Origin of the sequence: Anaerococcus sp. AGMB09787, assembly GCF_022808955.1 — a bacterium.
In the GTDB taxonomy this organism is placed as follows: domain Bacteria; phylum Bacillota; class Clostridia; order Tissierellales; family Peptoniphilaceae; genus Anaerococcus.
This window is the reverse complement of record NZ_JAKZEY010000001.1, coordinates 182,031-207,439: the sequence shown is the minus strand read 5'-3', so window position 1 is coordinate 207,439 and position 25,409 is coordinate 182,031. Positions and strand designations below refer to the sequence as shown.

Below are 25,409 nucleotides of genomic sequence, written 5' to 3'. Positions count from 1 at the left end.
AAATCAATTAATCGATACTAATAAAGATAATTGTAAGTATCAGTACCTTCCTCTATATTTCAAAGCTTGAGCTATTTTAGCTACGGCTTTCATAAAAGACGCCTTTCTTAGGTTAACCTTGTTATTTTCTGCAAAATCAAAGACTTGTTCAAAGACTTTTAGCATATCTTCTTTCTCTTTTTTCTTAATCATTTCATAAGATAAATAATAGCCAATTTGATTTTGTATCCATTCGTAATGACTAACTAATACTCCTCCTGAATTTGCCAAAATATCAGGAATTATTAATATATCTTTACCTTCTAAATAATTTGCAGCTTTTAATGTAGTAGGTCCGTTTGCTCCTTCAGCTATAACTTTGGCCTTAACGGTTTTTGCTATTTCTTCAGTTATAACATTTTCCATAGCCGCAGGAACTATGATATCTACATCTAAGGCAAAAAATTCTTCATTTGAAATCTTAGTAGCCTTGTCATATGCAAGTACCGTTGCCTTTTCTCTTCTTATATCTTTTAATTCATCAGGATCAAAACCATCTTCACAATAAATTGCAGATGAGCCTGACTTAGCACTTGAATCACTAGCATTTACAGCAAGCAATTTAGCTCCGAATTCACACAAATATTTGGCAGTAAAATAGCCTACATTTCCGAATCCTTGAATTGCAAAAGTCTTGTTTAATAAATTATCCCCTTTCCTTTTATAAGCATACTTTACAGCTAAAGCAACCCCATAACCTGTGGCTTGATCTCTTCCAAGTGATCCACCTAATTCAAGAGGTTTGCCTGTAAATGTAGCTATATCTTGTTTTGAAGCATTTAATTGCATATACTCATCTACAAAATAGCCCATAATCTTTCCGTTAGTGTTTACATCAGGAGCTGGTACATCAATTCTTGATCCTAGATAATTATTTATAGCTCTTACATAACCACGAGATAAGCTCTCAAGCTCTCTCTCACTTAATTTTTTGGGATCGACTGTAATACCACCTTTTCCTCCTCCCAAAGGAAGATCTAATAAGGCAGTTTTTATACTCATCATCATCGATAGAGCTTTGACTTCATCAGCGTTCACATTTTTATCAAATCTTACTCCTCCCTTGGAAGGTCCGAGGGCTGAACTATGGGCAGACCTATAAGCTTTAAAAACTTTGCTAGATCCATCGTCCATTTTTATTGGTATAGAAACTTCTATAATTCTTTCAGGATCTTTTAAAATCTCATACACTGCTTGATCCAATCCTAATAAATCACATGCATCCTTATATGAACTTCTAACATTTTCCAATATATTTAATTTTTGACTCATTATTGTCTCCTTATATTTATTATTTTAATTTATTATAACACTTTTTTCGTCTTATAAAAATAATTTTTTATTAATAAAAAAAAACCATTTTTTTGCATCGAAGTATAATTATAAATATATAGTAAAGTAAATTCACAAAAATCCATAATTTTAGCGAAATTGCTATTGACATTTGTATATTTTGAAATTATAATAGAAATAATAAACGCTAAGAAATGGAATATTATAAGTTATTTAGCCTATAAAGAGAGACATTGGTCGGTGAAAAATGTCAGGACATATCTTAGAACTAGCCATGGAGCAGCACATTGAACTTTTAGTAGGTGGAGACGGGAACTCCCGTTATAGGGTTATTCATTAGATGAATAGAGAGCATCGTTTGATGAAGAAGAGTGGTACCGCGGAGAAGGTATAATAAATATTCTATTGCCCTTCGTCTCTTCTACTTAATTGTAGAAAAGATGAGGGGTTTTTTAGCGAAATTTAAGGAGGAGGATATGAAACAAAAATCATAATTTTAAATTAATTTAGATTTATTTTAAGATGCTTAAAGCTTAGTATATTAAAAAAATCTACAAGAAGATCTTCTAAATTTATTATAGATAGATATCAAATTATTAGATAAGTAGAATTTTTTAAAAAGGTAATTATCAGATAAATTTATAAAATATCAATTAAAGGGAGGAGAGTTTTATGATATTATTTATTATTGGTATATTGATTCTATTAATTGGGGGATATTTTTATGGCAAATATTGCGAAAAAGTATTCGGACCTGATGATAGAGAAACACCTGCCGTTAAAAAAGCGGACGGAGTTGACTTTGTAGTTATGAAAAGTTGGAAAAACCAGCTTGTTGAGTTATTGAATATTGCAGGAACTGGACCTATATTTGGACCAATTCAAGGCATTTTATTTGGACCTATTGCTTTTATAACAATCCCCGTAGGTTGTGTATTAGCTGGATCCTTACACGATTATTTTGCTGGTATGATTTCTATGAGAAACGATGGTGGCCAAGTTCCAAAACTTATAGAAAAATATGTAGGATCTGGAACTAAAAAAATATATTTTGTAGTTACTTGTGTATTGATGCTTTTAGTCGGTGCAGTATTTATTTATACACCAGGAGACTTAATTGTTAATGATATAATGGGTATGGACATTAACTCTGGCATTATTTGGTTCGTTTATGCTGGCATATTACTTTATTACATAGTTGCTACAATTTTCCCTATTGATGCAATTATAGGTAAAATTTATCCGATTTTTGGAGCTTTTTTAATTATATCAGCTATCGGTATATTTGTTGGAGTCCTTGCTAATGGCGGAAGGGATCTACATGCTATGACAGAAGGTGCGTTTTTGTCAGTACATCCTGACGGTTTGTCATTTATACCCGTCTTTTTTATAACTGTAGCTTGCGGTATTCTTTCAGGATTTCACGCAACTCAAGCTACAATGATTTCAAGGACTGTAAAATCTGAAAAAGATGGTGTAAAGACTTTCTATAATATGATGATAGTAGAAGGCTTTATAGCTATGTGCTGGGCCGCAGGTGCTATGATTCTTTTTAATCAAGGTAGTGACCTTAAAACACCTACAACTATAATGGTAAGTGAAGTGGCAAGGCATTTCATGGGCGATTTTGGTGGCTTAATTGCAATAATTGGAGTAATCGTTCTTCCTATAACAAGTGGAGATACTGCTTTCAGATCTTTAAGATTAATGCTTTCAGAACAATTTAATATAGACCAATCAAAAATAACCAAAAGGATAGGCTTATCAGCAGTTCTATTTATACCTGCAGTAGCTATATTATACTGGGCAAAAATAAACCCTTCAGGATTTAATATTCTTTGGAGATATTTCGCCTTTACCAACCAACTGGTTGCAGTATTCGGTTTAATTATGATTTCTATATATTTAGGAACTCATGGAAAGAATTATTGGATATCCTTAATTCCAGGAATGTTCTATGCTTTCGTAGTTTCAAGTTTTATACTCCATGCTGATATAGGATTTAAACTTGATAAATTATTTGGAATTGAAGGCTATACTGTATCTTATATTGTAGCCGCAATCATAGTTATATTTATATGTATCTTTGTTAGAAAAAAGATAAAGGAAAGAGAAAGTTATATAAGAGAACTCGATTTTATCGATTTCCAAACAGCAAACTAGTTTTAAAACAATTAAACAATAATTCACTTAAAAATCATCCTATAAAAAGCTGATTAGCATATTGAGTTGCTAATCAGCTTTTTAAATCAATATTTTAACTTAGCCGCTTTTTTTGCCAATATATCTGCCATATCGTTATTCTTATCATTAGAATGTCCCTTTACTTTAACGAAATGAATGCTAAGTTTTTTTCTTTTTTCTTCTACAAACTTTGCATATGATTTGGTAAGATCATTGTTGGCTTTCCATTCTTTATTGGCCCGTGACGCAATACCTTGATAATCGTGGTAAATAGTTATAGATTTTTTAGCTTTTTCTATGGCTATATTTATAGCAAGCTCGCTCGCCCTTACTTCTCCTGCTACATTTCTGTGAACATAGTAGTCATCATTATATGTCTTGTAATGCTCACTTTGTCCATCTTCTTCTATAAAGACTACCCCAGCCCCATAGGTTTTCTCTTTTGCATTGTAAGAGCCATCTACATAGGCTATGGCTGAGTCTGGGCTGAGTTCTTCAGTTTCTTCTTCCCTGTCTTCCATAAAGGCTAGGGCATCTTTTTCATTTGTAAAGGACTTAAAGATTGCCCCAGGGTAGCCACTTACTTCTTTTTGGCAGGCCTCCCAAGACCTATATATCCCAGGATTTCTGCCCTTTTTAACTGCATAATATTTCATTAATCTTCTTTGATAGACCAATAGGTTACTGAGCCTGGGCCTACTGTAAATACTCCATTTCCATCATCATCTATCGTTATTTCTTCGTTTTTACCTGATAGGTCTACGAAGGTCTTGCCTTTAAAGTCTGGACCCACGTGCATTTGTTTTTCTGCTGCATCCTTTATGGATATCAAAACTGCTAGTGGTGGGTGCTCCTCGTCTCCCCTTCTGACCCATCCTATTACAGCAGGATCATCGAAGTAGTCGTCTTGGTTGCCGTAGTTATATTTTTTCCTAATTTGCATCATATCGTTTAGGGTATCATACATAGGATCTGTTTTCACTTCTCCATTTAGACCATAGTAGTCACCTGCAAAGATACAAGGATAGCCATCCTTCCTAAAGAGGATTAGAGCATAAGCTATTTCTTTAAACCATACTTCAACCCAACTCTCCAATGATTGGCCTGGTTGAGAATCGTGGTTATCTACAAAGGTTACACATTTTGATGGGAAGTCAGATACCATGGTGTTATCAAAGATCTTTCTCATATCATAGTTACCCATGGACTTACTTGCCTCACTCATGTGGAAGTGGAGAGGCACATCAAATAGGTCTATTTTGTAATCTGTTTTCTCTAGGTAATCGGCTATCTCCTCCTTGTTGTATTGCCAGAATTCTCCGAATAGGTAGAAGTTTTCTTCTCCCTTCTCATTTATGATATGGTTGGTTAAGTCCCTGATAAAGTCTGATGATATGTGCTTAAGGGCATCATACCTAAAGCCACTGACCTTAGTTTCATCTATAAACCAATCAACCCACTTGAAGATTTCTTCCCTTACTTCTGGGTGGTCATGGTCTATATCGCAATACATAAGGTAGTCGAAGTTACCCTTTTCTCCTGACACGTCATCATCCCAGTACTTGCCATCTCCAACTATTCTAAAGATAGCTGAGGTATCAGACTTAACATCATAGTCTACACCCGAAAAGTGGTAGTAGTGCCATACCATGTCTGAATATTTGCCATTCCTACCACTAAAGTCAAAGCCTGTCCAAGCTTCTATATCCTTCTCCCCCTCAACATCTTTACTCCTATTATTTTGATCAACCATAACTGCCTTGAAGGTTTCCTTGAAATCGGCATTACCCTTGTGGTTTAGGACTACATCGGCATAGCATTTTATACCAGCATCTTCTAGAGCAGCTATAGCCTCAAGAAGCTCTTCTTTTGTACCATACTTGGTTCTAACTGTGCCCTTTTGGTCAAATTCTCCTAGGTCCCATAGGTCGTAGACCCCATAGCCTACGTCCATATCAGATCCTCCCTTGGTCATAGGTGGAAGCCAGATGCCATCAATTCCATTTTCCTTTAACTTCTTAGCATCCTTGGTCAACTTCTTGTAAAAGTCACCAGATCCATCTGTATCCCATTCGAAAGATTGGATCATTACATCATTTGCCATACTTACTCCTTACAAATATCAATGGATTTACTTGCCCCTATCCTATCAGCTCCTGCTTCAATTAGGGCTAGGGCTTCTTCTCTAGTGTGGATTCCACCACTTGCTTTAACTTTTAGCCTATCTCCTACTGTTTCTTTCATTAATTTAACATCTTCCACCTTGGCTCCCCCTGTAGAAAAACCTGTTGAAGTCTTAACAAAGTCAGCCCCAGCTTCTTCAGATAGCTCGCATGCTTTTACCTTTTCTTCATCGCTTAGGAGGCTTGTTTCGATAATTACCTTTAGGACCTTATCTCCTATAGCATCTTTTACTGCCTTTATATCATCTCTTACATAATCATAGTCTCCATCTTTGAGTCGGCCTATCTCAATAACCATATCGATCTCACTTGCACCATCTTCTATGGCACACTTTGCTTCAAATGCCTTGGCCCTAGTAGCCATAGCTCCAAGAGGGAAGCCTACAACCGCTGCAATTCTAACATCACTATTATATTCTTTAATATCCTTCACATAGGATGAATTTACACAAACACTATAAAAATCATAGTCACTTGCTTCATCAACTAACTTCTTGATGTCAGCCTTCCTAGCATCTGCATACAAAATTGTGTGGTCAATAAATTGGTTTAATTTGCTCATATATTCTCCTTAAAATTTACTTGGACAAGACTTATATCATCTTCCTGCTTGCCCTGACTAAAGTTCTTTATGTCTTCTAAAATTGGATTAAGGTCTAAACATCGAGAAAACTTCATCCTCAAATTCTCCAGGCCATACTCTATTCCTTCCTTATTCTTTGACTCAATAGCCCCATCAGAAAAGAGCAAAATCTTATCTCCGTCTGATAACTTAACCATTTTCTCATCATAAGAATCAGGCTCTATAATATTTGATATCATCCTGCCATTGGCTAGGAGGTACTCACAAGTATCCTTCCTCTTAGAATAATAAATCGGTGGGCAATTGTGGCCTGCATTTGAAAAAGTTAGGGTATTCTTATCTAGGTCAAAAATAGAAAACCATGAGGTAAAATACTGGGATGATAACATGCCAAGTCCCTTAAACTTCTCCCTTAACTTAAACAAAACCTCAGAAGGCGAGTAATGAGGGTGCTTATCCAAAATAGCATTCATAGTTACCTTGATAAACATAGTCATAATCGAAGCCTTGACCCCATGACCCATAATATCTGCTATATACAAGGCATACCTACTCTCATCTATCTTAAATATATCAAAGAAATCTCCCGAAACATCATCTGTAGGTAGGTAAATACTCTTTAGGTCAATTTTGCCGTAGGTCTTACTCTTAGGCAAAATATTAGACTGGATCATCCTAACAAACCTAACATCCTCAACCATGTTCCTATTCTTATTAAAAAGCTCAATCTTTAGCAGGCTCTCCCTGGTAATATCCCTATAGACCTCCACAAGCCCTACAAACAAATTATCCTTGTAGATAGGGGAAGTCTTGATAGAATAATACCTATCATCGATGAGCTTCTCTTCAATCATGGTAGTCTTTTTCATAGAATCGATACGGGCTGTATTAAGATAAGAAGTACTTTGACTAACATAGGACTTAAGGGACTTAGATGAACTAACAGCCTTCCTAAAAGAATCATTAATAAAGACGGTCTCACCCGAGGTATCGACAACCCTCACCCAATCGTCCATAGAATTCAAAATATAAAAATTAAAATTGTTAGCTAAATTTTGACGATTACCACAAGGCTCTATCATATCCGCCCCCTTACCATTCATTATATTAACTATATCATTTAGGCATTTAATAATCAATCATAATATTTACAAATATAGTTTAAGTATCAAAATATCTGTATATTATAGTAGAGCCACCTTATACCCCACTAAAATAATAGAAATCTAGCTCCTAGCTACTTAAAACGAAATAAAATATAGAAGTTAATCTAGCTAAAAATAAAATCACTTAACCAGTCATATATTTCCCATCTGGAATAAAACTAATCAAGTGATCTAATCTTTATATATTTTACTTACAAGTTTATGAGCAATCTTTATTGGTACTTGTCTATAAAGTCTTGGTAGTCCATAAACTCTAGTTTTTTCTTATCTAGGTAGATTATGTAATCATAGTTTCTTAGGCTAGGGTCTATTCTATGTCTAATGGCTATAACTGTTTTGTCTAGATTTTTTATGGTATCTTCTAGTAAATTTGCATTTCCCTCATCAAGGTTTGCAGTTACTTCATCAAATAGGTAGACATCTTTATCCCTTATAAGCCCTCTCGCAACTTGGATCCTCTGCCTTTGACCTCCTGATAGGTCTTGGGATTTTTCTCCTATTATAGTCATATCTTTTTCAGCTAGGGCCTCTATGGTAGCTCTCATATTAACTCTTTGGAGGATTTCTCTATACTTATCCTCGCTAAAGTTATCATATAAGAATATATTATGTCTAATCGTCCCATTAAATAAAAAAGTATCTTGTCCTATTGCTTGGAAAATATTTTTCTTGGACTCCCTAGTAATGTCGTTGATGTCTACTCCATCTATAAGGACTTTCCCCTTATCTACCTTAATCTCTCCCTTAATTAGCTTAAAGAGGGTGGACTTACCAGATCCTGACTTCCCCATAAGAGCGTATTTTTTGCCCTTTACTAGGGTTAGATTTACCTTATCAAAGATTTGTTTGGATGAAAAATTTAAAGATATATTTTTGAGTTCAATTTTTTCTTCTAGGCTATTCTTATCAATTGTCCCATCAGCTTCTACCTTATTTTCTACTTCTCCTAAATTTTTTATTATTAAGTCATTGGCAAGATCTTCATTTTTGGCATTAACTATCTCCTCGATTGGCTCACTTACAAAAGAAAGGAGTTGGCCGACTATAAGGATACTTCCTATCTCCAAGTAACCTAAATGTATCAAGACCCCTGCTAATAATATGATCATAATCTGAATTAGGAAGGAAAATCCATATTGAATATTATTGGCTAAGTTGATTGATAACTTGGAACTAACCATTGATTTTTCAAATTCTTTGCCATACTTACCAATATCTTTTAGGAAGGCAGCCTCTGCAGAAAAGTCCTTGATTGTCGCAAATCCTCCTAGACTATTGGATATGAAATTATTAAATTTCGATAAGTTTTCTGTCTGAATCTTCCTATATTTAGACAAATACCCCTTGAATAATTTGGGAAAGTTGACCAATATAAGAGCTGCAAGTATAACTACCAATGATAGACTAAGCCTTTGACTAAGTAGGGCTAGGATGGCAAAGGTGAGTAGGATTATATTTTCTACCACTACAAAGGTCAGATTTATCCTTGATGTGACTGATAGGACAATATCGTTTGTAAGTAGGGGAAATAACCTTACCAGAGTTTTGCTCAGACCTACTTAGTATAGTAGAGGTAAATACCCTATTTGAAAGATTATAAACCTCTCCTGCCAGATACTTTCTCTTAAATTTTTCCTTATAATAAAAACTTATGGCAAGAAGTAAGATAACAAGCAAGGCCTTTAGGATAATGGCTAGGAACTTGTCATAATTACTAGTCTTTACTAAGTTTAAGATTTCTCCAAAGGAAAATGCTACGAAGATGTTAAACAAGCTATATAGGCTAATGAAGCATAAGGCTAGGTAATAGTATTTATTTTTTGAAAGTTTCATTATAGACCTCCTTCATTTCCTAGGGCAAAGTCTTTAGCTTCTATTAGCCTTGCATCACAATCTTTGAAGCTAATCACATAGTCATAGGATTTTATAGTCCTTTTATCTTAGGTATGGGATATATTTAAAACTGTCTTATCGGATAAATTAACAAGCATATCATCTAAATTTTGGGCTATTTGCTTATCTAAGGCTGAGAAAGGCTCATCCAAAAGAAGTATTGACGGATCCTTGTAAAAAATTCGACCAAGTCCTATTCGTTTCTTCTCCCCTCCTGAAATATTAGTAGCTGATTCCTTGATTATGGTATCATAGCCTTCTTCAAGCTCTTCTACAAAATTATCCAAACCCGCCTTATAAATAGCTCTATTTAGCTTATCCCTATCATAGTTTTCATCTAGGGCTATATTAAAAGAAAGTGCTCTTTCAAAAATATAGACATCTTGACTCAAATAGGAAGATACCTTATTCCAGCCTCTTGATCCAATATCTTTTAAATCGACTCCTCCTAGGTCAATTCTTCCATCATATGTACTATTCTCCTTACTTAAAATCTTTAGGAAAGTAGATTTTCCAGATCCAGACTCGCCTACAAGGAGGTATTTTTTCCCAAGGTCTAAGTCCAGATTAACCCCGTCTAGTATCTTTGTTTTTCCATCATAAGAAAAAGATAGGTTCCTGATTTTTATTTGCCTAAATACCGGCATATCTTTATTATCTTCGATAATCCTTTTATCTAAAAGCTGACTTACCTTATCCCTTATAGGCTTAGTAGACGATAACTTCATCTTATTATCAATTAGAGCAATAATAGGTCTTCTTATATTATTAGTTAATTGAGATGCAACCATAATATCGCCAACATTTATAAGACCCTTGATATTGAGGATAACTCCACACCCTAGTACAAAGGCATACATAAAAAAGCCTGTAAAGATGTAGGATGCTCCAAGGAGATTTTGTGTATAGGTCAAGGCATTTTCTGCTTCTAACTTATCAGAATTTGCTTGGTCAAACTCATCAATCTTCTTATCCTCTAGGGAAAAATCTCTGATTACATTTAAACCAAGGATGGCTTCCTTGGCAAAGCCTATAAAACTTTCGCTTTTTTCTGAGACAGCCTTATTCCTTTCCTTTAGTTTCTTCGAATATAACTTAGGTATTATGTAGGGAATAAAGGTTGAAATTAGGGCAATAAGTAAAAATATAGGATGGATAGCAAAAATTCCAAGACAGGCTATTATAAGCAAAATTCCATTATCTATAAGACTAAGTTTAGGCAAGAAATAATACTTCCTCAATGTTTCCATATCGGTATAGGTAAGATTATGGTAGTAAGACCCACCTTTATTATTATAGGAATTTGGATCAAGACCCATTATGGTCCTGTATAACTTATTTCTTAAATTATTAAGATTATAAGATGTAATATAATTCTTAACATAGGCCTTAAGGGTGGTTGCCACTATGTATAAAAATATAAGGATAATAACAGCCAATATATAAAGACCTATCCCTTCTAGAATTACACCTCCAATAATCCTATTGATTATATCACCAGATATATAAGATAATCTTATAGTGAAAAAAGCTGCAAGAAAACTAACAATTGTATAAATTATTAAATTAAATAGGTTATTCCTCTCCATATAATATATTCTCCATGTTATCTCCGAACGCTTCAAATCTAGCTTCATTTATAATTTCTGTAAATTTATTAAGCGTAAGCTCTGTTATTTTCTGTGTTCCAAAGCAATTAGTAGTTTTAGAGCTACATTTAATCCTATTTACTTCATCTTGATTTCCTATACAACTAGTACACCAAAATTTACAAATACAAGAATTGCACTTATATAATATATTCTTATTCATTAGTTCTAATCTATTATTAGCTAAGAAATATTTTTCAAAATTATCATTATAAATATTTCCCATATAATATAGTTTATTTTCGTCAAATAATTGACATGGATAAATATCACCCGATTCATTTATAAAAATAGAATTTATACCCGCACCACAAAAATAATAACTTTTCTTTCTTTCCATAATCATAGTTATAATTATATATACATCAGAAACAAAAAAATATTCTTCATTTTCTATTTTTTTAAATATAAAATCTACATAATCTTCTGAATGATCTTCTAAAATTTTAGGCTTATATTCATTAATTTCAGTTGTTACATTACTAATCCCTATGAATTTTGGCTTAAATTTATTATATAGATATTCAGATATCTGTCTTTTTGTTAAAGTTGATTCGGAATTTCTAGTATATACTCCCTCAATCATAGTTGGAAATATACCATAATTTGACAACTCATTCAAATTATTATAAATGGTGTCAAAAGTTCCTCCACCATTATTAAACTTTCTATGATAATCATGTATCCTTCTGTTAACATCTAAACTCACAATTATTTTTAAATTAAATTCCTTAATCAATTCAATAAATTTTTATTTAATAATGTTCCATTTGTAACTGTTGAGTACATAGTATCTTTATTTCTAAGTTTATGTAAAAACATAGATATACTTTCATAATTTAATAATAATTCTCCTCCAAAAAAAGATACTTTTTCTACATTTACTAAATTATTATTTATAAAATCGATAGCTTTGTTAGTAACATCAATATTCATCAAACTATCATTTTTACCACAATTTCCTTTGTTAGCATAAAAATAGTCACAAGACATATTACAAGTATTAGATATTTTTAATTGTACATTTTTAATGTTATTTAAATTAAAAGAAATCTCTTTATTATCATTTTCTTTTTTACTAGAAAAATAATTATCTACCAAGTAATCATAACTATCGCTTCTATCAGCTGCATTTACTTGCTCATTATTATATAATTTAATCTGGTGTAACAGTATTTCCACAAGAACCAATTACACATCCACACAATAGCATAACAACGTTACTAGTAGTACAAGTTATCTCGTTCATAAACTACTTCTTCCTGTAATTATTTATGGAATCTGTGAATATGTAAATTCTATATGACATTATTATATAACGATTTCATGGATTGTCAATAGTTTATTTATTTTATATGTTTACCATAAATTTCAATATAAAGATTAATAATTAGGATAGGAGTAATTAATAAATTAACTAAAACATTACCAAAAGATGCTATAAAGACATTTACATCTGATAGATGAAATGGATTTGCCTGCTATAAAGAAGTTGAAAAAAAAAGGAATATACTTTTACTTTCCAGATGCATAGTCTACATTACAAATAAGGACACCGAAACTCGAATAGACTACTAATAAAATAATACCATTTGAATTATAAATAATTATATCGAATGCATCATTAGCACTTCTTACATCCAATCGTTTTTAATTTTACCAAATCCTCTATCCTTAAGGCCATCAAGACTTACAGGAAGTATAAAATTTTTTTTATTTATTCCTTCAATATTAATGATATTATTAATATTCTCATCCGAGAGTAGTTCTACATTTGTATTTAATACTAATATCCGTTAAATAACAGATATTAGTATGACTTGTTCCATTCCGCCATAACTTCCGCCTCTGGTGTTTCATATGTATTAATTATATCATTGTTCATCTTAAAACCTCCTTTATATTTTTTATAGCAATCTATTTTATAAGTGAGTTTTCAAATATTTTTTGTCATAGTATAAAATATAAATATATATGTAAACTTCTTTTAGATAAAAGATATAGATTTAAATACTAACCACTAAAAAAGCGCAGACACTTGTAATGCCTACGCCTTATTCCCTCAATGGGATTTATTTAAATTATAATCTAAATAAATAGATTTGAGTCCATCGCCGCGTCATGGACTTGTTATTAAACTAATTCAAGGATAGCTCTTTCTGAGCCGTCGCCTCTTCTTGGTCCGAGTTTTAGTACTCTTGTGTATCCACCATTTCTTTCTTCGTATTCTGGTGCTATTTCGTTAAATAGTTTTTGAAGTGTAGATGGTTTGTATAGGTATGCTGCTGCTTGTCTTCTAGTGTGTAGAGTGTTCTTTTTACCAAGTGTAATCATTTTGTCAGCCATTTTTTGTGCTTCTTTAGCTCTAGTTACAGTAGTTTCGATTCTACCATTATCAAATAATGATTGCACAAGATTTCTAAGCATAGCATCTCTATGGTCACTTCTTCTACCAAGTTTTCTTTTTTGGGCCATACTTTCCTCCTATTCGTCCTTTAGACTTAATCCTAATTCGGCAAGTTTTTCTTTGACTTCTGTTAGTGATTTCTTACCGAAGTTTTTAATTGATTTAAGGTCTGATTCGCTTACTTTTGTTATATCACCGACTGTGTGCATTCCTGCTCTTTTTAGACAGTTGAATGATCTTAATGAGATGTCTAGTTCTTCTATAGTCATGTCTAGATCTTCATTTACTTCTTCAGTTTCTTCTATTTCTTTTTCAACTTGTTCTTCCTCAGGTGGGAACTTTTGGTTTGGTAGTTCTTTGAAGAAGGCAAAGTCTTCGATTAGGATTGAAGCTCCTTGGCTTAGGGCTTCTTGAGGACTAATTGTTCCATTTGTCCATACTTCAAGTATTAGTTTATCGTAGTCAGTCCTTTCACCAACTCTGGTATTTTCTACTGTGAAGTTTACCTTTTCTACTGGTGTAAATGATGAGTCTATTGCTATAGCCCCTATTGGATCACTTTCTTTTTTGTTTTCTTCGCTTATCCTGTATCCCCTTCCATCTGTAACATCCATAGCTATGAATAGTTTGGATTTTTCGTTAACTGTAGCTATATAGTGGTCAGGGTTTGCTATTTCGATTTCTGCATCGGATTTGATATCCTTAGCTGTAACTATCTTAGGTCCTTCTATATCTAAAAATAGTGTTATATCGTCTTCGGTGTGTTTTACTAGATTTAGACCTTTAATATTTAGAACTATTTCAGGTACGTCTTCTACTACTCCACTTATTGTAGAGAATTCGTGTAGGACTCCTTCTATAAGTATTTTTGATACGCTAGAACCGGGTAAGGATGATAAGAGCACCCTTCTCATACTGTTTCCAATGGTTGTACCATATCCTCTCTCGAGTGGATATAAAGCAAATTTTCCGTAGTTTTCTTCTTCTTTTATATCCAAAATTTGTATACTTGTATCTAGTTTTTCGATCATGGTAACTCCTTAGTTCTAACTTAGTTTCTACCTAATTAGAGTAGAACTCAACGATCATACGTTCTTCAACAGGAATGTCGATATCTTCTCTAGTTGGGAATCTATCTACTGTTACTTTTAGCTTTTCTAAATCTGTACTTAACCATTCAACAACGCCAAATGAAGCATTTACTTCTTTGATAGCTTTGAATAGTGGGCTAGTTTTTGATTTTTCACGTACTTCTATTACATCTCCCTCTTCTATTAGGTATGATGGGATGTCTACTTGTTTACCATTTACTGTTAGGTGTCCATGAGTTACTATTTGACGAGCTTCTCTTCTTGTTCTAGCAAGACCTGATCTAAAAGCAATGTTATCTAGTCTTCTTTCGCAAAGGATTATAAGTTGCTCACCTGTTTGACCCCTCATTTTTGTTGCCTTGTCGTAGTAACCTCTAAATTGTTTTTCGCTTACTCCGTAGATGAATTTAGCTTTTTGTTTTTCTCTTTGTTGTAAGCCGTATTCAGAAAGTTTTGCCCTTCTGTTTGGAAGAGCTCTCTTGCTCTCTCCTGTATAACCTAGGTAGGCTGGAGAAATTCCTAAAGCTCTTGCTTTTTTGTATACTGGATCTTTTGATACTGCCATAATCTCTCCTTATTAAACTCTTCTTCTCTTTGGTGGTCTACATCCGTTGTGTGGAATAGGTGTTACGTCTTTGATCATTGTAACTTCTAGTCCTGCAGCTTGTAGACTTCTGATAGCTGATTCTCTTCCTGAACCAGGTCCCTTTACGTATACTTCTACAGTTTTTAGTCCTTGGTCGATAGCTTTTTTTGCAGCTTCTTCTGCAGCTTCGCTTGCTGCGAATGGAGTTGACTTTCTGCTACCTCTAAAACCTAGTTGTCCTGCAGATGCCCAAGATATTGCATTTCCTTTCATGTCTGTTAGTGTAACCATTGTATTGTTAAATGTTGAGTTAATGTGAGCTTGGCCACGTTCAACATTTTTCTTAACTCTTCTTCTTCTAGAAGTGCTTTTTCCTTTTTGTGCCATTTACTACCTTAACCCTTTCTGCTCTTTCTGGTTCTAGCATTGTTCTTTGTGTTTTGTCCTCTTACTGGAAGATTGTTTTTGTGTCTAAGTCCTCTGTATGATCCGATTTCTCTAAGAGCTCTGATGTTCATTGATACTTCACGTCTTAGGTCACCTTCTATGGTGTATTTGTTTAGTTCATCACGAATCTTACCTAGTTCATCTTCTGTAAGATCTTTCATTTTTGTATCAGGGTTGATTCCTGTGTTTTTTAGTATTTCATTTGCAGTTGAACGACCTATTCCATAGATATAAGTAAGGCCGATCTCTGCTCTTTTTTCTCTAGGTAAATCTATACCAGCTATTCTTGGCATTTAACCCTCCTCTAACCTTGTCTTTGTTTATGTTTTGGATTTTCGCAAATTACCATTACTTTACCATTTCTTTTGATAATTTTGCATTTATCACACATTTTTTTAACTGATGCTCTAACTTTCATATTTCTCCTACTTCTTTCTCCAGGTTATTCTACCTTGGCTAAGATCATATGGAGATAGTTCTACAGTTACTCTATCTCCTTCTAGTATCCTAATGCTGTTCATACGAAGCTTGCCTGAAATATGGGCTTGGATTTGATGACCATTTTCAAGCTCTACTTTAAAAATTGCATTTGGCAGTGCTTCAACAACAACTCCTGTAACTTCTATAGCATCTTTTTTTGACATCGATAGAACCCCTCCTTTTTATAATTTTTGTCTATTGAACGCCATTTTTTAAATTGTCTTATATCAACATGACCTACAAATATAATCTGTTAAGATTCTATCGCAGTATTTTTATCTTCATAAATTAGAATTAAACTCCTAATTTATCACAAAATTCTTCGAAAACTTCTTCAGGAGAATTTGCGCCGTCAATACTTATTAATATACCTTTATCCTTGTAATAATCAATAAGTACGGATGTTTGACTCTTGTAAATGTCGATCCTGTTTTTTACAGTTTCTTCATTATCGTCATTTCTTTGAATAAGCTTAGTTCCACATACATCGCAAATACCTTCAAGTTTTGGAGGATTATTTTCGATGTGGAAGGTGGCTCCACAGTTTGGGCATACTCTCCTTCCAGTTATTCTATGGATAAGAATCTCTTCGTCTATATCAAAATATACAACATGGTCGATTTGCTGACCTCTTTCTTCCATGCCTTTATCTAAGGCACTGGCTTGGTCAATTGTTCTTGGAAAACCATCAAATAGTACAATATTGTCCTGACTATTATTTTTTTCTATTTTGTCAAACGCATCCCATACCAGATCAACTGTAAGCTCATCCGGTACCAAATCTCCCTTGTCCATATATTCTTTAGCCCTTAGGCCAAGTTCAGTTTCATTTGAGATGTTATATCTGAAGATATCTCCGGTTGCAATTTGAACAGCATTTTTGTTTTCTTTGATTTTATTTGCTAGTGTACCCTTCCCAGCTCCAGGAGGGCCTAATAAAATAATATTCATTATCCTACCTATTTAAGAATCCTTTATATTGCTTCATTGTCATCATCGCTTCAAGTTGTTTAATAGTTTCAATTATTACACCTACTACGATGATCACTGATGAACCACCGAATGATATGTCAAGGCTTAATAGTCTTGATGCAATTGAAGGAATAATTGTTAGTAAGGCAAGGGCAATGGATCCTATAAATGTAATCTTTGTTGATACATTTGCTAAGAATTCGCTGGTTGGCTTACCTGATCTTATTCCTGGAACAAAACCACCGTTTTGTTGTAGTTGCTTAGCATATTCAACAGTGTTAAATTGGATTTGATTATAGAAGTATGCAAATACTAATATCAATACACTTTGTATTATTAAATATAAGATAAAACCAAAGGTAGTATCGTTAAAGAATGTCATCACAGATCCTTTACCATTTCCACCAAAGAACAATGAAATTGTTGATGGAATAGCAAGTACCGCTGATGCAAATACTATTGGCATTACTCCACTCATATTTACCTTAATTGGAATATGAGTTGATTGGCCACCGTACATTTTTCTTCCAACTACTCTTTTTGCATATTGGATTGGTATCTTTCTTTCGCCTTCTGATATAAATACTACCGCTACAACTATAGCTACTATTATTAGTGCCATGATTGCTATTGCTAATAGGCTAGTTGTATTGTAGTGGACTCCAGTCTTCCACCTAGCTATTGTTTTAGGGAATGATGCTATAATTCCCATAAAGATGATAAGTGATGTACCATTACCAAGTCCTTTCTCAGTTATGGTTTCACCCATCCATGTTACTAGCATTGTTCCACCAATTAGCACAATGTTCATTACAATCTTTTGGAAAAGTGTAGCATTTGATAGAGCTGCTCCATATAGACCGTTGGTTATTGCTACTGCTTGGAAGATAGCAAGGGCTATTGTAACATATCTTGTATATCTTTGAATTTGTCGTCTACCTTGTTCACCTTCTCTTGATAATTCTTCAAGTCTCGGAATTACAACAGTAAGTAACTGCATTACAATTGAAGATGTAATGTAAGGTTGGATTCCTAGGGCAAATATTGAAAGGGTTGATAGACCACCACCAGTTAGCATATTTAGGTAGTCAACCAAGGTTCCCTCAATATTTTGATATGCATTTGCTAGGGCTTGAGTATCAATAAATGGTATCGGAATATTATTTCCTAATCTATATACTACTAGCATTAGAATAGTAAAGTAAAATCTCTTTCTTACTTCCTTTTCCTTTGCTGCCTTTTTAATTGTTTCTAGCATGGCTCACCTTAATTCAGTTTTTTTTATCTGGTTTTACCCATTTTTTTGTTTCGATTACTTCTACGCTACCGCCTGCTGCTTCTATTTTTTCAACAGCTGACTTTGTGAATTTATGAGCTTTTACTGTATATTTTTTGTTAAGTTCTCCATCTCCTAAAATTTTAACTCCAGCTTTTGCCTTGTTTTTGTTTAGGATCTTGTTTTCAAATAATAGTTCTGGTGTTATTTCACTACCTTCTTCAAAGATTTCCAAATCACAAACATTTAATGTTTCGTAGTATTTTCTATTGAAATTTTTGAATCCTCTCTTAGGTAGTCTTCTATATAAAGGCATTTGACCACCTTCGAATCCTGGTCTTGTACCTCCACCACTTCTTGAGTTTTGTCCGTCTTGTCCACGGCCGGCTCTTGTACCGTTTCCGCTTCCTGGACCTCTACCTTTTCTCTTTGGCTTTTTTAAAGCTACTTTAGGTTGTAAATCATGTAATTTCATCTTACACCTCTTAGTCTAGTTCGTTTACATCAACCATAAAGGAAATTTTCTTGATCATTCCTCTGATTGCTTCGCTGTCTTCTTTTTCTACTTTTTGACCGATTTTTCTTAGGCCAAGAGCTTTTGCTGTTGCGATTTGATCATCTTTTCTACCGATAAAAGATCTTTTTAATGTGATTTCAATCTTTGCCATCATTACTCTCCTTAATAATCGAATTCTTCTACCGATTTACCACGAAGTTTTGCAACTTCCTCAACAGTTTTCATATTTGTAAATGCGTTCATCACTGCATTTATTATATTTCTTGGGTTGTTTGATCCAAGATTCTTTGCTCTAATATCTTTGAATCCTGCTAGTTCGCATATAGCACGTACTGGACCACCAGCTATAATTCCTGTACCCTCTGTAGCAGGCATTAGAAGAACATGACCGCTTCCCTTATGTCCTGTGATTCTGTGAGGAACAGTTGTTCCAACTATTGGTACTCTTACCATATGTTTTTTAGCATCTTCTGTTGCTTTTCTTATAGCTTCAGGTACTTCTGTAGCCTTTCCTGTTCCGATTCCAACAACACCTTCTGAGTTTCCAACAACCACTAGGGCTGAAAATCTCATGTTACGTCCACCTTTTACAGTTTTCGCAACTCTGTTTATAGCTACTACACTATCTTCGAGGTTTAGTTTTTCTACTTCACTTCTTAATAAATATTCCATCTATAACCTCCCCAACTAAAATTTAAGACCAGCTTCTCTAGCTGCATCAGCCAAAGCTTGTACTTTTCCGTGGTATAGGTATCCGTTTCTATCAAATACTACTTCTTCAATACCCTTTTCAAGTCCTTCTTTAGCGATTGCTTGTCCAACTTTTTGAGCAGCTTCAACATTTGCGCTTAATTTTTCTCCACCATTTACCTTATCTTGTAGGGTGTTTGCACTAGCAAGTGTTACTCCGTTTACATCATCGATAAGTTGTGCGTAGATGTTTGTGTTTGATTTAAAAACGCTTAGTCTTGGTTTTTGAGGAGTTCCGCTTATTTTAGCTCTAACTCTCTTTTTACGAGTTAATAGTCTATCTCTTTTGTTTTTCTTAGCCATTTACTATCTCCTACTTACCTGTTTTACCTTCTTTACGTCTTACATGCTCGTTTTCATATCTGATACCCTTACCCTTGTATGGTTCAGGTTTTCTCCAGTTTCTGATGTTTGCAGCATGTTGACCAACTAATTGTTTGTTAATTCCCTTAACTACTATTGTTCTATCATTTGGTACTTCAACCTCGATTCCTTCTGGATCTGCCATTGTAACTTGGTGTGAATATCCTAGGTTCATTACTAGGTTTTTACCTTGTTTTGATGCTCTATATCCAGTACCTTCGATTTGAAGTGTCTTACTATATCCTTCTGATACACCAATTACTATATTATTAATTAGTGATCTATATAGACCATGGTCAATGTTTTGAGCTTTTGTATAGTTTTCTGGAATCTTTACTAAAAGTTCATTATCATTTAACTCTAATTCTACATTTTTTGAAACCCTTAGGCTGTCTTCTCCCTTTGGTCCCTTAACGCTTACCTTTAGACCGTCTATTTGTACTGTTACTCCAGAAGGTATTTCAATTGGAAGTTTTCCTATTCTTGACATTTATAACTCCTTACCATACGTAACAAATAACTTCGCCACCCACATTTTCACTTCTTGCAGCGCGGTCAGTTAATAGTCCTTTTGATGTTGAAATAATCGCAGTTCCAAGTCCGTCTAATACCTTTGGTACTTCATTTGCTTTAACGTAAACTCTAAGTCCTGGTTTAGAAATTCTTCTAAGTCCTGTAATTACTTTTTCACCACTCTCAGTAACTTTTAAATCTATTGTAAGTATGCCTTGTTTGCCGTCTTCTTCTACATCAAATCCAGAAATGAAGCCTTCATCAAGCAGAATTTGGGCAATAGCTTTTTTCTCATTAGAAGATGGTAGGCTAATTTTTGTATGGTTTGCCTTATTTGCATTTCTAATTCTTGTTAGCATATCCGCAATTGGATCTGTCATCATAATATTTCCCCCTTAATTACCAGCTTGCTTTTTTAACTCCTGGAATTTTACCTTCATTTGCAAGTTCTCTAAAGCAAATACGGCAGATTCCATATTTTTTCAAGTAGCCGTGTGGTCTTCCACAAAGTTTACATCTATTGTATTCTCTGGTTGAGAATTTTTGTTTTCTTTGTTGTTTAGCTTTTAGTGACTTCTTAGCCATTTTTGCTCCTTTACTTTCTAAATGGCATTCCCAATAGTGTTAAGAATGCTTTTGCTTCTTCGTCAGTTTTAGCTGTTGTTACTATACTGATATCCATACCATGAAGGAAGTCTACATTATCATATTTAATCTCAGGGAAGATCAATTGTTCTTTGATACCTAGTGAATAGTTTCCACGTCCATCAAAACTGTTTGGATTGATTCCTCTGAAGTCCCTAACTCTTGGAAGAGATATTGATATTAACTTATCTAAGAAGTCATACATTTTTTCGCCTCTTAGTGTTACCTTTGTACCAATTGTTTGTCCTTCTCTTAGTTTGAAGTTAGCAACTGACTTCTTTGCTTTAAGTTCGATTGGATATTGACCTGTTATAAGAGCAAGTTCTTCTTTGGCAGCATTTAAGATATTTTTGTTATCTTTTGCTTCTCCCAAACCAACGTTGATAACAATTTTTTCAAGTTTTGGAACTTCCATAACATTTTTATAGTTAAATTGTTCGATTAGTTTTCCAACAACTTCGTTTTTATATTTTTCTTTTAATCTACTTGTCATGATATCTCCTTTGAACTAGTCGAATTTTTCATCGCTTTTAGTTGATACACGAACTTTTTTGCCGTCTATAACTTCTACTCTAGTTCTAACACCACGGCTTAGTTCTTCTGAATATAGTAGAACTTTTGAAGCGTCTAGTGGCATTTCTCTTTCGATTCTTCCACTTTCTCCACCCATTTGAGTTGCCTTTTGGTGTTTAGTACCGATATTTGCACCTTCAACTATTACTCTATTTTCCTTTGGGAAAGCCTTGATTACTTCTCCAACGTGTCCTTTATACTCACCTGATATTACTTGGACTTTATCGCCTTTTTTAATATGCATTTAATCCTCCTATAATACTTCCGGTGCAAGTGAAATGATTCTCATGAATCCTTCTGATCTTAGCTCTCTTGTTACCGGTCCGAAGATTCTTGTACCAACAGGTGTCTTATCATCTTTTACTATTACTGCTGCATTTTCATCAAAGCATATTTTTGATCCATCTATTCTCTTTAGGCCTCTTTTGCTTCTAACGATTACAGCTTTTACTACAGAACCTTTTTTTACCGCTCCGCCGGGTGTTGCACTTTTTACTGAACAAACTACCACATCACCTATGTTAGCATATCTTCTTCCAGCTCCACCAAGAACTTTTATTACTGATAGTTCTCTTGCTCCGGAGTTATCTGCAACTCTCATACGAGTTTCTTGTTGTATCATAATAATCTCCTATATCTGTTAGATAATTTCTGCTGCTTGATCGATACGTACTAGTCTCCATCTTTTAGTCTTTGATAGAGGTCTTGTTTCCATGATTACTACTGTATCGCCAAGCTTAGCCTCATTGTTTTCATCATGAGCTTTGTATTTTTTGCTTCTATTGATTCTTTTCTTGTAAACAGGGTGTTGGATCTTATTTTCTACTAAAACTGTTATAGTTTTATCCATAGAATCAGATACTACAACTCCTTTTTCTACTTTTCTTCTATTTCTTTCCATGAAGTTTAAGCCTCCCTATTTATATTAAGCTTTCTTTCTGTTTGGATTGTCTTTACCCTAGCAATGTCTTTTTTAACATTTCCTATGGCAGCCGGATTTTCTAATTGGCCGGTTGCAAGTCTGAAACGAAGATTGAAAAGCTCACTTTGTAAATCATATAATTTTTTATCTAAATCTTGGTCTGATAAATTTCTGATTTCTGCTGGTCTCATCATTATTCCTCCGTAGCGTTAACTTCAAGTCTTTTGATGAATTTAGTTTTAACTGGAAGTTTTTGTGCAGCAAGTCTCATAGCCTCTCTTGCAACTTCTTCACTAACACCACTCATCTCAAATAATACTCTACCTGGCTTTACTACTGCTACCCAATATTCTGGAGCACCTTTACCAGATCCCATTCTTACTTCTGCCGGTTTCTTTGAAACTGGCTTGTCTGGAAATACTTTGATCCAAATATTTCCGCCTCTTTTGATATATCTTGTCATCGCACGACGTGCAGCCTCGATTTGATTTGCTGTCATCCAACTTGATTCTAGTGATTGTAATCCATATTCACCATATGATAGTTGGTTGCCCTTTTGTGCAAATCCCTTCATTCTGCCTCTATGTTGTCTACGATATTTAACTCTTTTAGGCATTAACATAAAAATTTCTCTCCTAATTCTTTAAACTAGTGTCATCCTTATTTATTTTTGTTATTTGGACGTCTATTATTTCTTCTTCTTCTGTTATTGTTTCTTGGTTGTTTCATTTTCGGTTCTCTCTCAGCTTTTTCTCCTGGAAGAACTTCGCCCTTGTAGATCCAAACTTTACAACCGATCTTTCCATATTCTGTGTCAGCTTCTGCAAATCCGTAGTCAATGTTTGCTCTTAGTGTTTGTAATGGAATTGTACCTTCAGAATATCCTTCGCTTCTAGCCATATCAGCTCCACCAAGTCTACCTGATACCATAGTCTTGATTCCCTTAGCTCCAGCTCTCATTGTTCTTTGGATTGATTGCTTCATAGCACGTCTAAAAGCTACTCTGTTTTCTAGTTGGCTTGCAATATTTTCTGCAACTAGTTGAGCTGAAAGGTCTTGATATTTAATCTCTTCAACATTGATGATGATCCTCTTACCTGGGGCAGCTTTTTCAAGTTTTGCCTTTAGTTCTTCAACTCCTGAGCCACCCTTTCCAATTACCATACCAGGTTTTCCTGTAAAGATAGTAACCTTTAGGTTGTTTACTGCTCTTTCAATTTCTATGTCTGCAATTCCTGCATCATACATGTCTTTTTTGATTATTTTTCTGATGTTATAGTCTTCTACTAATAGATCTGAGAAATTTTTCTTGTCTGCGAACCATTTTGAATCCCAGTCCTTGATAACACCTACTCTATATCCCTTTGGGTTTACTTTTTGGCCCATCTTATTCCTCCGTAATTTCTATATCTTGTAGCACTACACCGATATGGCTTGATCTCTTCAATATTGGATAAGCTGCTCCCTTAGCCTTTGGTCTGTATCTTTTCATTGTTGGAGCATCGTTAGCGTATGCTTTCTTAACATATAGATCATTTCTGTCAAGTCCATTGTTGTTTTCAGCATTGGCAATGGCACTCTTGAGTACTTCTTCAAGAAGTCTAGCACCTTTTTTGTTAGTAAATCTTAAGATGTTAAGTGCTTCGTCAACTTGCTTGCCCCTGATCTCTCTTGCTATGAAGTGGACTTTAAGAGGAGATATTCTTTGATATTTAGCTTCTGCTTTAACTTCCATATCTTACTCCTAACGTAATTTGCTTTTCATTTCAGTAGCCTTTTTAGCGTGGCCCCTGAAGGTTCTTGTTGGTACGAACTCACCAAGTTTGTGTCCTACCATATCTTCTGTTATATATATTGGAACATGTTTTCTTCCGTCGTGTACTGCTATTGTATGCTCTACAAATTCTGGGAATATTGTAGAACGTCTTGACCATGTTCTTATAACTTTTTTTTCATTTTTTTCATTTAATTCATCAATTTTTTTCATTAAATGATCATCGACAAATGGTCCTTTTTTAACTGATCTTGCCATTATATCCCCCTATTTTTCGTTTCTTCTTCTTACAATGTAAGCTTCAGATTGTTTTTTAGTGTTTCTTGTCTTAACACCCATAGCTTTCTTACCCCATGGTGTCATTGGGCTTGGTCTACCTATTGGTGCTCTTCCTTCACCACCACCATGTGGATGGTCAACAGGGTTCATTACAGATCCTCTTACGTGAGGTCTTCTTCCTAGGTATCTACTCTTACCAGCCTTACCTATTCTTATAAGTTCGTGTTCGCTGTTTCCAACATATCCTATTGTAGCTTTACAGTTAAGGTGAACTAGTCTCATTTCGCCTGAAGGAAGTCTTAGTGTAGCAAATTTGCCTTCCTTAGCCATAAGTTGTGCTCCTGTACCTGCACTCCTTACTAGAAGAGCTCCTCTTCCTGCTTTAAGTTCGATGTTATGAACTATTGTACCTACTGGGATGTCTTTAAGTTCTAGAGCATTACCTGGTTTAATATCCGCGTTTGGTCCTGACTCTACTACATCTCCAACATTAAGTCCCTTAGGTGCAAGGATGTATCTCTTTTCACCGTCATTGTAGGCTAGTAAAGCAATGTTTGCACTTCTGTTTGGATCGTATTCTATACTTTTTACCCTAGCTGGAATGTTATCCTTATCTCTTTTAAAGTCTATTATTCTATATTTTCTTTTAACTCCGCCACCACGGAATCTTACTGTTGTTCTACCAGTGTTATTTCTTCCACCCTTGCTTTTTAGAGCAACTGTAAGAGATTTTTCAGGTTTTGTCTTTGTTATTTCTTCGAAAGTTGAAACAGACATATTTCTATGACCGTTTGAAGATGGTTTTAATTTTCTAATACCCATTT

Annotated in this window: 38 protein-coding genes and 1 other annotated feature; of the genes, 1 reads left to right on the top strand and 37 read right to left on the bottom strand. The window is 34.3% G+C overall.

Features of this window, described 5'->3' with window-relative positions:
- Positions 1-39: 39 nt before the first annotated feature.
- Positions 40-1,311, bottom strand: coding sequence for a Glu/Leu/Phe/Val dehydrogenase (locus tag MUN42_RS01060; RefSeq protein WP_243342420.1), 1,272 nt, complete (start codon positions 1,309-1,311; stop codon positions 40-42).
- Between the two features lie 201 nt (positions 1,312-1,512).
- Positions 1,513-1,755 (top strand) — a binding site (T-box leader).
- Between the two features lie 249 nt (positions 1,756-2,004).
- On the opposite strand from MUN42_RS01060, the gene MUN42_RS01055 reads away from it, so the two are divergent.
- The gene (locus MUN42_RS01055) at positions 2,005-3,495 is read left to right on the top strand and encodes a carbon starvation CstA family protein (protein ID WP_243342419.1); all 1,491 of its coding nucleotides are present in this window, start codon (positions 2,005-2,007) and stop codon (positions 3,493-3,495) included.
- Between the two features lie 86 nt (positions 3,496-3,581).
- On the opposite strand, the gene MUN42_RS01050 is transcribed toward MUN42_RS01055, so the two are convergent.
- From MUN42_RS01050 to rplB, 36 genes are all read right to left on the bottom strand, one after another.
- Complete coding sequence (locus tag MUN42_RS01050; protein ID WP_243342418.1) at positions 3,582-4,172, bottom strand: ribonuclease H family protein; 591 nt, start codon at positions 4,170-4,172, stop codon at positions 3,582-3,584.
- Positions 4,172-5,620, bottom strand: a complete 1,449-nt coding sequence (locus MUN42_RS01045; protein ID WP_243342417.1) for an alpha-amylase — start codon at positions 5,618-5,620, stop codon at positions 4,172-4,174. Before MUN42_RS01045 ends, MUN42_RS01050 begins: the two co-directional genes overlap by 1 nt.
- Positions 5,621-5,622: 2 nt before the next feature.
- A complete protein-coding gene (gene deoC / locus MUN42_RS01040) occupies positions 5,623-6,261 on the bottom strand; it encodes a deoxyribose-phosphate aldolase (RefSeq protein ID WP_243342416.1) in 639 nt (212 codons plus the stop codon).
- The gene (locus MUN42_RS01035; protein WP_243342415.1) at positions 6,258-7,364 is read right to left on the bottom strand and encodes a PP2C family protein-serine/threonine phosphatase; all 1,107 of its coding nucleotides are present in this window, start codon (positions 7,362-7,364) and stop codon (positions 6,258-6,260) included. The genes deoC and MUN42_RS01035 overlap by 4 nt, the downstream gene beginning before the upstream one ends.
- 296 nt (positions 7,365-7,660) lie before the next feature.
- A complete protein-coding gene (locus MUN42_RS01030) occupies positions 7,661-8,914 on the bottom strand; it encodes an ABC transporter ATP-binding protein (protein ID WP_243342414.1) in 1,254 nt (417 codons plus the stop codon).
- The gene (locus MUN42_RS01025) at positions 8,865-9,281 is read right to left on the bottom strand and encodes a hypothetical protein (RefSeq protein WP_243342413.1); all 417 of its coding nucleotides are present in this window, start codon (positions 9,279-9,281) and stop codon (positions 8,865-8,867) included. The genes MUN42_RS01030 and MUN42_RS01025 overlap by 50 nt, the downstream gene beginning before the upstream one ends.
- Positions 9,282-9,388: 107 nt before the next feature.
- Positions 9,389-10,930 (bottom strand): ABC transporter ATP-binding protein, encoded by a 1,542-nt coding sequence (locus MUN42_RS01020; RefSeq protein ID WP_243342412.1) that lies wholly within the window; start codon positions 10,928-10,930, stop codon positions 9,389-9,391.
- Complete coding sequence (locus MUN42_RS09825; protein ID WP_243342411.1) at positions 10,917-11,699, bottom strand: SPASM domain-containing protein; 783 nt, start codon at positions 11,697-11,699, stop codon at positions 10,917-10,919. Before MUN42_RS09825 ends, MUN42_RS01020 begins: the two co-directional genes overlap by 14 nt.
- A 26-nt stretch (positions 11,700-11,725) precedes the next feature.
- Positions 11,726-12,172 carry a 4Fe-4S cluster-binding domain-containing protein gene (locus MUN42_RS01010; protein WP_243342410.1) on the bottom strand — a complete coding sequence of 149 codons (447 nt, stop codon included), beginning with the start codon at positions 12,170-12,172 and terminating at the stop codon, positions 11,726-11,728.
- A 333-nt stretch (positions 12,173-12,505) separates the two neighbouring features.
- Positions 12,506-12,634: a hypothetical protein gene (locus tag MUN42_RS09770; RefSeq protein WP_279323772.1), complete on the bottom strand. Its 129-nt coding sequence runs from the start codon at positions 12,632-12,634 to the stop codon at positions 12,506-12,508.
- A 489-nt stretch (positions 12,635-13,123) separates the two neighbouring features.
- Positions 13,124-13,465, bottom strand: a complete 342-nt coding sequence (gene rplQ / locus MUN42_RS01005) for a 50S ribosomal protein L17 (protein ID WP_243342409.1) — start codon at positions 13,463-13,465, stop codon at positions 13,124-13,126.
- Between the two features lie 9 nt (positions 13,466-13,474).
- A complete protein-coding gene (locus MUN42_RS01000) occupies positions 13,475-14,428 on the bottom strand; it encodes a DNA-directed RNA polymerase subunit alpha (RefSeq protein ID WP_243342408.1) in 954 nt (317 codons plus the stop codon).
- A gap of 31 nt (positions 14,429-14,459) precedes the next feature.
- Positions 14,460-15,053, bottom strand: a complete 594-nt coding sequence (gene rpsD / locus MUN42_RS00995) for a 30S ribosomal protein S4 (RefSeq protein WP_243342407.1) — start codon at positions 15,051-15,053, stop codon at positions 14,460-14,462.
- 12 nt (positions 15,054-15,065) lie between these two features.
- The gene (rpsK, locus tag MUN42_RS00990; RefSeq protein ID WP_243342406.1) at positions 15,066-15,461 is read right to left on the bottom strand and encodes a 30S ribosomal protein S11; all 396 of its coding nucleotides are present in this window, start codon (positions 15,459-15,461) and stop codon (positions 15,066-15,068) included.
- 8 nt (positions 15,462-15,469) lie between these two features.
- Complete coding sequence (gene rpsM / locus MUN42_RS00985) at positions 15,470-15,814, bottom strand: 30S ribosomal protein S13 (protein ID WP_243342405.1); 345 nt, start codon at positions 15,812-15,814, stop codon at positions 15,470-15,472.
- Between the two features lie 11 nt (positions 15,815-15,825).
- Positions 15,826-15,939: a 50S ribosomal protein L36 gene (rpmJ, locus tag MUN42_RS00980; protein ID WP_004818043.1), complete on the bottom strand. Its 114-nt coding sequence runs from the start codon at positions 15,937-15,939 to the stop codon at positions 15,826-15,828.
- A 7-nt stretch (positions 15,940-15,946) separates the two neighbouring features.
- Positions 15,947-16,165, bottom strand: a complete 219-nt coding sequence (infA, locus tag MUN42_RS00975) for a translation initiation factor IF-1 (RefSeq protein WP_243342404.1) — start codon at positions 16,163-16,165, stop codon at positions 15,947-15,949.
- A 130-nt stretch (positions 16,166-16,295) separates the two neighbouring features.
- Positions 16,296-16,952 (bottom strand): adenylate kinase, encoded by a 657-nt coding sequence (locus tag MUN42_RS00970; protein ID WP_243342403.1) that lies wholly within the window; start codon positions 16,950-16,952, stop codon positions 16,296-16,298.
- 4 nt (positions 16,953-16,956) lie between these two features.
- A complete protein-coding gene (gene secY, locus MUN42_RS00965) occupies positions 16,957-18,231 on the bottom strand; it encodes a preprotein translocase subunit SecY (protein ID WP_243342402.1) in 1,275 nt (424 codons plus the stop codon).
- Between the two features lie 13 nt (positions 18,232-18,244).
- Positions 18,245-18,724 (bottom strand): 50S ribosomal protein L15, encoded by a 480-nt coding sequence (gene rplO, locus MUN42_RS00960; RefSeq protein ID WP_243342401.1) that lies wholly within the window; start codon positions 18,722-18,724, stop codon positions 18,245-18,247.
- A gap of 10 nt (positions 18,725-18,734) precedes the next feature.
- Positions 18,735-18,917 (bottom strand): 50S ribosomal protein L30, encoded by a 183-nt coding sequence (rpmD, locus tag MUN42_RS00955; RefSeq protein ID WP_243342400.1) that lies wholly within the window; start codon positions 18,915-18,917, stop codon positions 18,735-18,737.
- Between the two features lie 11 nt (positions 18,918-18,928).
- On the bottom strand, positions 18,929-19,438 hold the full coding sequence (rpsE, locus tag MUN42_RS00950; protein ID WP_243342399.1) for a 30S ribosomal protein S5: 510 nt from the start codon (positions 19,436-19,438) through the stop codon (positions 18,929-18,931).
- A 15-nt stretch (positions 19,439-19,453) separates the two neighbouring features.
- Positions 19,454-19,819: a 50S ribosomal protein L18 gene (rplR, locus tag MUN42_RS00945; RefSeq protein ID WP_243342398.1), complete on the bottom strand. Its 366-nt coding sequence runs from the start codon at positions 19,817-19,819 to the stop codon at positions 19,454-19,456.
- A 10-nt stretch (positions 19,820-19,829) separates the two neighbouring features.
- A complete protein-coding gene (gene rplF, locus MUN42_RS00940) occupies positions 19,830-20,369 on the bottom strand; it encodes a 50S ribosomal protein L6 (protein WP_243342397.1) in 540 nt (179 codons plus the stop codon).
- Positions 20,370-20,379: 10 nt separating this feature from the next.
- On the bottom strand, positions 20,380-20,775 hold the full coding sequence (gene rpsH, locus MUN42_RS00935) for a 30S ribosomal protein S8 (RefSeq protein ID WP_243342396.1): 396 nt from the start codon (positions 20,773-20,775) through the stop codon (positions 20,380-20,382).
- Between the two features lie 16 nt (positions 20,776-20,791).
- On the bottom strand, positions 20,792-20,977 hold the full coding sequence (locus MUN42_RS00930) for a type Z 30S ribosomal protein S14 (protein ID WP_243342395.1): 186 nt from the start codon (positions 20,975-20,977) through the stop codon (positions 20,792-20,794).
- A 10-nt stretch (positions 20,978-20,987) separates the two neighbouring features.
- Entirely contained in the window at positions 20,988-21,530 is a 543-nt protein-coding gene (gene rplE, locus MUN42_RS00925) for a 50S ribosomal protein L5 (protein WP_243342394.1), read from the bottom strand.
- Between the two features lie 15 nt (positions 21,531-21,545).
- On the bottom strand, positions 21,546-21,854 hold the full coding sequence (rplX, locus tag MUN42_RS00920) for a 50S ribosomal protein L24 (protein WP_243342393.1): 309 nt from the start codon (positions 21,852-21,854) through the stop codon (positions 21,546-21,548).
- Between the two features lie 9 nt (positions 21,855-21,863).
- Positions 21,864-22,232, bottom strand: a complete 369-nt coding sequence (rplN, locus tag MUN42_RS00915) for a 50S ribosomal protein L14 (RefSeq protein WP_243342392.1) — start codon at positions 22,230-22,232, stop codon at positions 21,864-21,866.
- 18 nt (positions 22,233-22,250) lie between these two features.
- Complete coding sequence (gene rpsQ, locus MUN42_RS00910; protein WP_243342391.1) at positions 22,251-22,511, bottom strand: 30S ribosomal protein S17; 261 nt, start codon at positions 22,509-22,511, stop codon at positions 22,251-22,253.
- Between the two features lie 5 nt (positions 22,512-22,516).
- Positions 22,517-22,723, bottom strand: a complete 207-nt coding sequence (gene rpmC / locus MUN42_RS00905; protein WP_243342456.1) for a 50S ribosomal protein L29 — start codon at positions 22,721-22,723, stop codon at positions 22,517-22,519.
- A 2-nt stretch (positions 22,724-22,725) separates the two neighbouring features.
- Positions 22,726-23,154 carry a 50S ribosomal protein L16 gene (gene rplP, locus MUN42_RS00900; protein ID WP_243342390.1) on the bottom strand — a complete coding sequence of 143 codons (429 nt, stop codon included), beginning with the start codon at positions 23,152-23,154 and terminating at the stop codon, positions 22,726-22,728.
- Between the two features lie 38 nt (positions 23,155-23,192).
- A complete protein-coding gene (gene rpsC, locus MUN42_RS00895) occupies positions 23,193-23,918 on the bottom strand; it encodes a 30S ribosomal protein S3 (protein ID WP_243342389.1) in 726 nt (241 codons plus the stop codon).
- Between the two features lies 1 nt (position 23,919).
- Positions 23,920-24,267, bottom strand: a complete 348-nt coding sequence (gene rplV, locus MUN42_RS00890) for a 50S ribosomal protein L22 (protein WP_243342388.1) — start codon at positions 24,265-24,267, stop codon at positions 23,920-23,922.
- Positions 24,268-24,276: 9 nt separating this feature from the next.
- Positions 24,277-24,564 (bottom strand): 30S ribosomal protein S19, encoded by a 288-nt coding sequence (gene rpsS / locus MUN42_RS00885; protein ID WP_243342387.1) that lies wholly within the window; start codon positions 24,562-24,564, stop codon positions 24,277-24,279.
- 9 nt (positions 24,565-24,573) lie between these two features.
- Entirely contained in the window at positions 24,574-25,407 is an 834-nt protein-coding gene (gene rplB, locus MUN42_RS00880) for a 50S ribosomal protein L2 (protein WP_243342386.1), read from the bottom strand.
- Positions 25,408-25,409 lie beyond the last annotated feature (2 nt).

What these genes read in the sequence shown, in the direction of transcription:
- MUN42_RS01060 (WP_243342420.1), bottom strand. Translation starts at nt 1,311, where the DNA reads ATGAGTCAAAAATTAAATATATTGGAAAATGTTAGAAGTTCATATAAG.
- MUN42_RS01055 (WP_243342419.1), top strand. Translation starts at nt 2,005, where the DNA reads ATGATATTATTTATTATTGGTATATTGATTCTATTAATTGGGGGATAT.
- MUN42_RS01050 (WP_243342418.1), bottom strand. Translation starts at nt 4,172, where the DNA reads ATGAAATATTATGCAGTTAAAAAGGGCAGAAATCCTGGGATATATAGG.
- MUN42_RS01045 (WP_243342417.1), bottom strand. Translation starts at nt 5,620, where the DNA reads ATGGCAAATGATGTAATGATCCAATCTTTCGAATGGGATACAGATGGA.
- deoC (WP_243342416.1), bottom strand. Translation starts at nt 6,261, where the DNA reads ATGAGCAAATTAAACCAATTTATTGACCACACAATTTTGTATGCAGAT.
- MUN42_RS01035 (WP_243342415.1), bottom strand. Translation starts at nt 7,364, where the DNA reads ATGATAGAGCCTTGTGGTAATCGTCAAAATTTAGCTAACAATTTTAAT.
- MUN42_RS01025 (WP_243342413.1), bottom strand. Translation starts at nt 9,281, where the DNA reads ATGAAACTTTCAAAAAATAAATACTATTACCTAGCCTTATGCTTCATT.
- MUN42_RS01020 (WP_243342412.1), bottom strand. Translation starts at nt 10,930, where the DNA reads ATGGAGAGGAATAACCTATTTAATTTAATAATTTATACAATTGTTAGT.
- rplQ (WP_243342409.1), bottom strand. Translation starts at nt 13,465, where the DNA reads ATGGCCCAAAAAAGAAAACTTGGTAGAAGAAGTGACCATAGAGATGCT.
- MUN42_RS01000 (WP_243342408.1), bottom strand. Translation starts at nt 14,428, where the DNA reads ATGATCGAAAAACTAGATACAAGTATACAAATTTTGGATATAAAAGAA.
- rpsD (WP_243342407.1), bottom strand. Translation starts at nt 15,053, where the DNA reads ATGGCAGTATCAAAAGATCCAGTATACAAAAAAGCAAGAGCTTTAGGA.
- rpsK (WP_243342406.1), bottom strand. Translation starts at nt 15,461, where the DNA reads ATGGCACAAAAAGGAAAAAGCACTTCTAGAAGAAGAAGAGTTAAGAAA.
- rpsM (WP_243342405.1), bottom strand. Translation starts at nt 15,814, where the DNA reads ATGCCAAGAATAGCTGGTATAGATTTACCTAGAGAAAAAAGAGCAGAG.
- rpmJ (WP_004818043.1), bottom strand. Translation starts at nt 15,939, where the DNA reads ATGAAAGTTAGAGCATCAGTTAAAAAAATGTGTGATAAATGCAAAATT.
- infA (WP_243342404.1), bottom strand. Translation starts at nt 16,165, where the DNA reads ATGTCAAAAAAAGATGCTATAGAAGTTACAGGAGTTGTTGTTGAAGCA.
- MUN42_RS00970 (WP_243342403.1), bottom strand. Translation starts at nt 16,952, where the DNA reads ATGAATATTATTTTATTAGGCCCTCCTGGAGCTGGGAAGGGTACACTA.
- secY (WP_243342402.1), bottom strand. Translation starts at nt 18,231, where the DNA reads ATGCTAGAAACAATTAAAAAGGCAGCAAAGGAAAAGGAAGTAAGAAAG.
- rplO (WP_243342401.1), bottom strand. Translation starts at nt 18,724, where the DNA reads ATGAAATTACATGATTTACAACCTAAAGTAGCTTTAAAAAAGCCAAAG.
- rpmD (WP_243342400.1), bottom strand. Translation starts at nt 18,917, where the DNA reads ATGGCAAAGATTGAAATCACATTAAAAAGATCTTTTATCGGTAGAAAA.
- rpsE (WP_243342399.1), bottom strand. Translation starts at nt 19,438, where the DNA reads ATGGAATATTTATTAAGAAGTGAAGTAGAAAAACTAAACCTCGAAGAT.
- rplR (WP_243342398.1), bottom strand. Translation starts at nt 19,819, where the DNA reads ATGGCTAAGAAAAACAAAAGAGATAGACTATTAACTCGTAAAAAGAGA.
- rplF (WP_243342397.1), bottom strand. Translation starts at nt 20,369, where the DNA reads ATGTCAAGAATAGGAAAACTTCCAATTGAAATACCTTCTGGAGTAACA.
- rpsH (WP_243342396.1), bottom strand. Translation starts at nt 20,775, where the DNA reads ATGATGACAGATCCAATTGCGGATATGCTAACAAGAATTAGAAATGCA.
- MUN42_RS00930 (WP_243342395.1), bottom strand. Translation starts at nt 20,977, where the DNA reads ATGGCTAAGAAGTCACTAAAAGCTAAACAACAAAGAAAACAAAAATTC.
- rplE (WP_243342394.1), bottom strand. Translation starts at nt 21,530, where the DNA reads ATGACAAGTAGATTAAAAGAAAAATATAAAAACGAAGTTGTTGGAAAA.
- rplX (WP_243342393.1), bottom strand. Translation starts at nt 21,854, where the DNA reads ATGCATATTAAAAAAGGCGATAAAGTCCAAGTAATATCAGGTGAGTAT.
- rplN (WP_243342392.1), bottom strand. Translation starts at nt 22,232, where the DNA reads ATGATACAACAAGAAACTCGTATGAGAGTTGCAGATAACTCCGGAGCA.
- rpsQ (WP_243342391.1), bottom strand. Translation starts at nt 22,511, where the DNA reads ATGGAAAGAAATAGAAGAAAAGTAGAAAAAGGAGTTGTAGTATCTGAT.
- rpmC (WP_243342456.1), bottom strand. Translation starts at nt 22,723, where the DNA reads ATGAGACCAGCAGAAATCAGAAATTTATCAGACCAAGATTTAGATAAA.
- rplP (WP_243342390.1), bottom strand. Translation starts at nt 23,154, where the DNA reads ATGTTAATGCCTAAAAGAGTTAAATATCGTAGACAACATAGAGGCAGA.
- rpsC (WP_243342389.1), bottom strand. Translation starts at nt 23,918, where the DNA reads ATGGGCCAAAAAGTAAACCCAAAGGGATATAGAGTAGGTGTTATCAAG.
- rplV (WP_243342388.1), bottom strand. Translation starts at nt 24,267, where the DNA reads ATGGAAGTTAAAGCAGAAGCTAAATATCAAAGAATATCTCCTCTTAAA.
- rpsS (WP_243342387.1), bottom strand. Translation starts at nt 24,564, where the DNA reads ATGGCAAGATCAGTTAAAAAAGGACCATTTGTCGATGATCATTTAATG.
- rplB (WP_243342386.1), bottom strand. Translation starts at nt 25,407, where the DNA reads ATGGGTATTAGAAAATTAAAACCATCTTCAAACGGTCATAGAAATATG.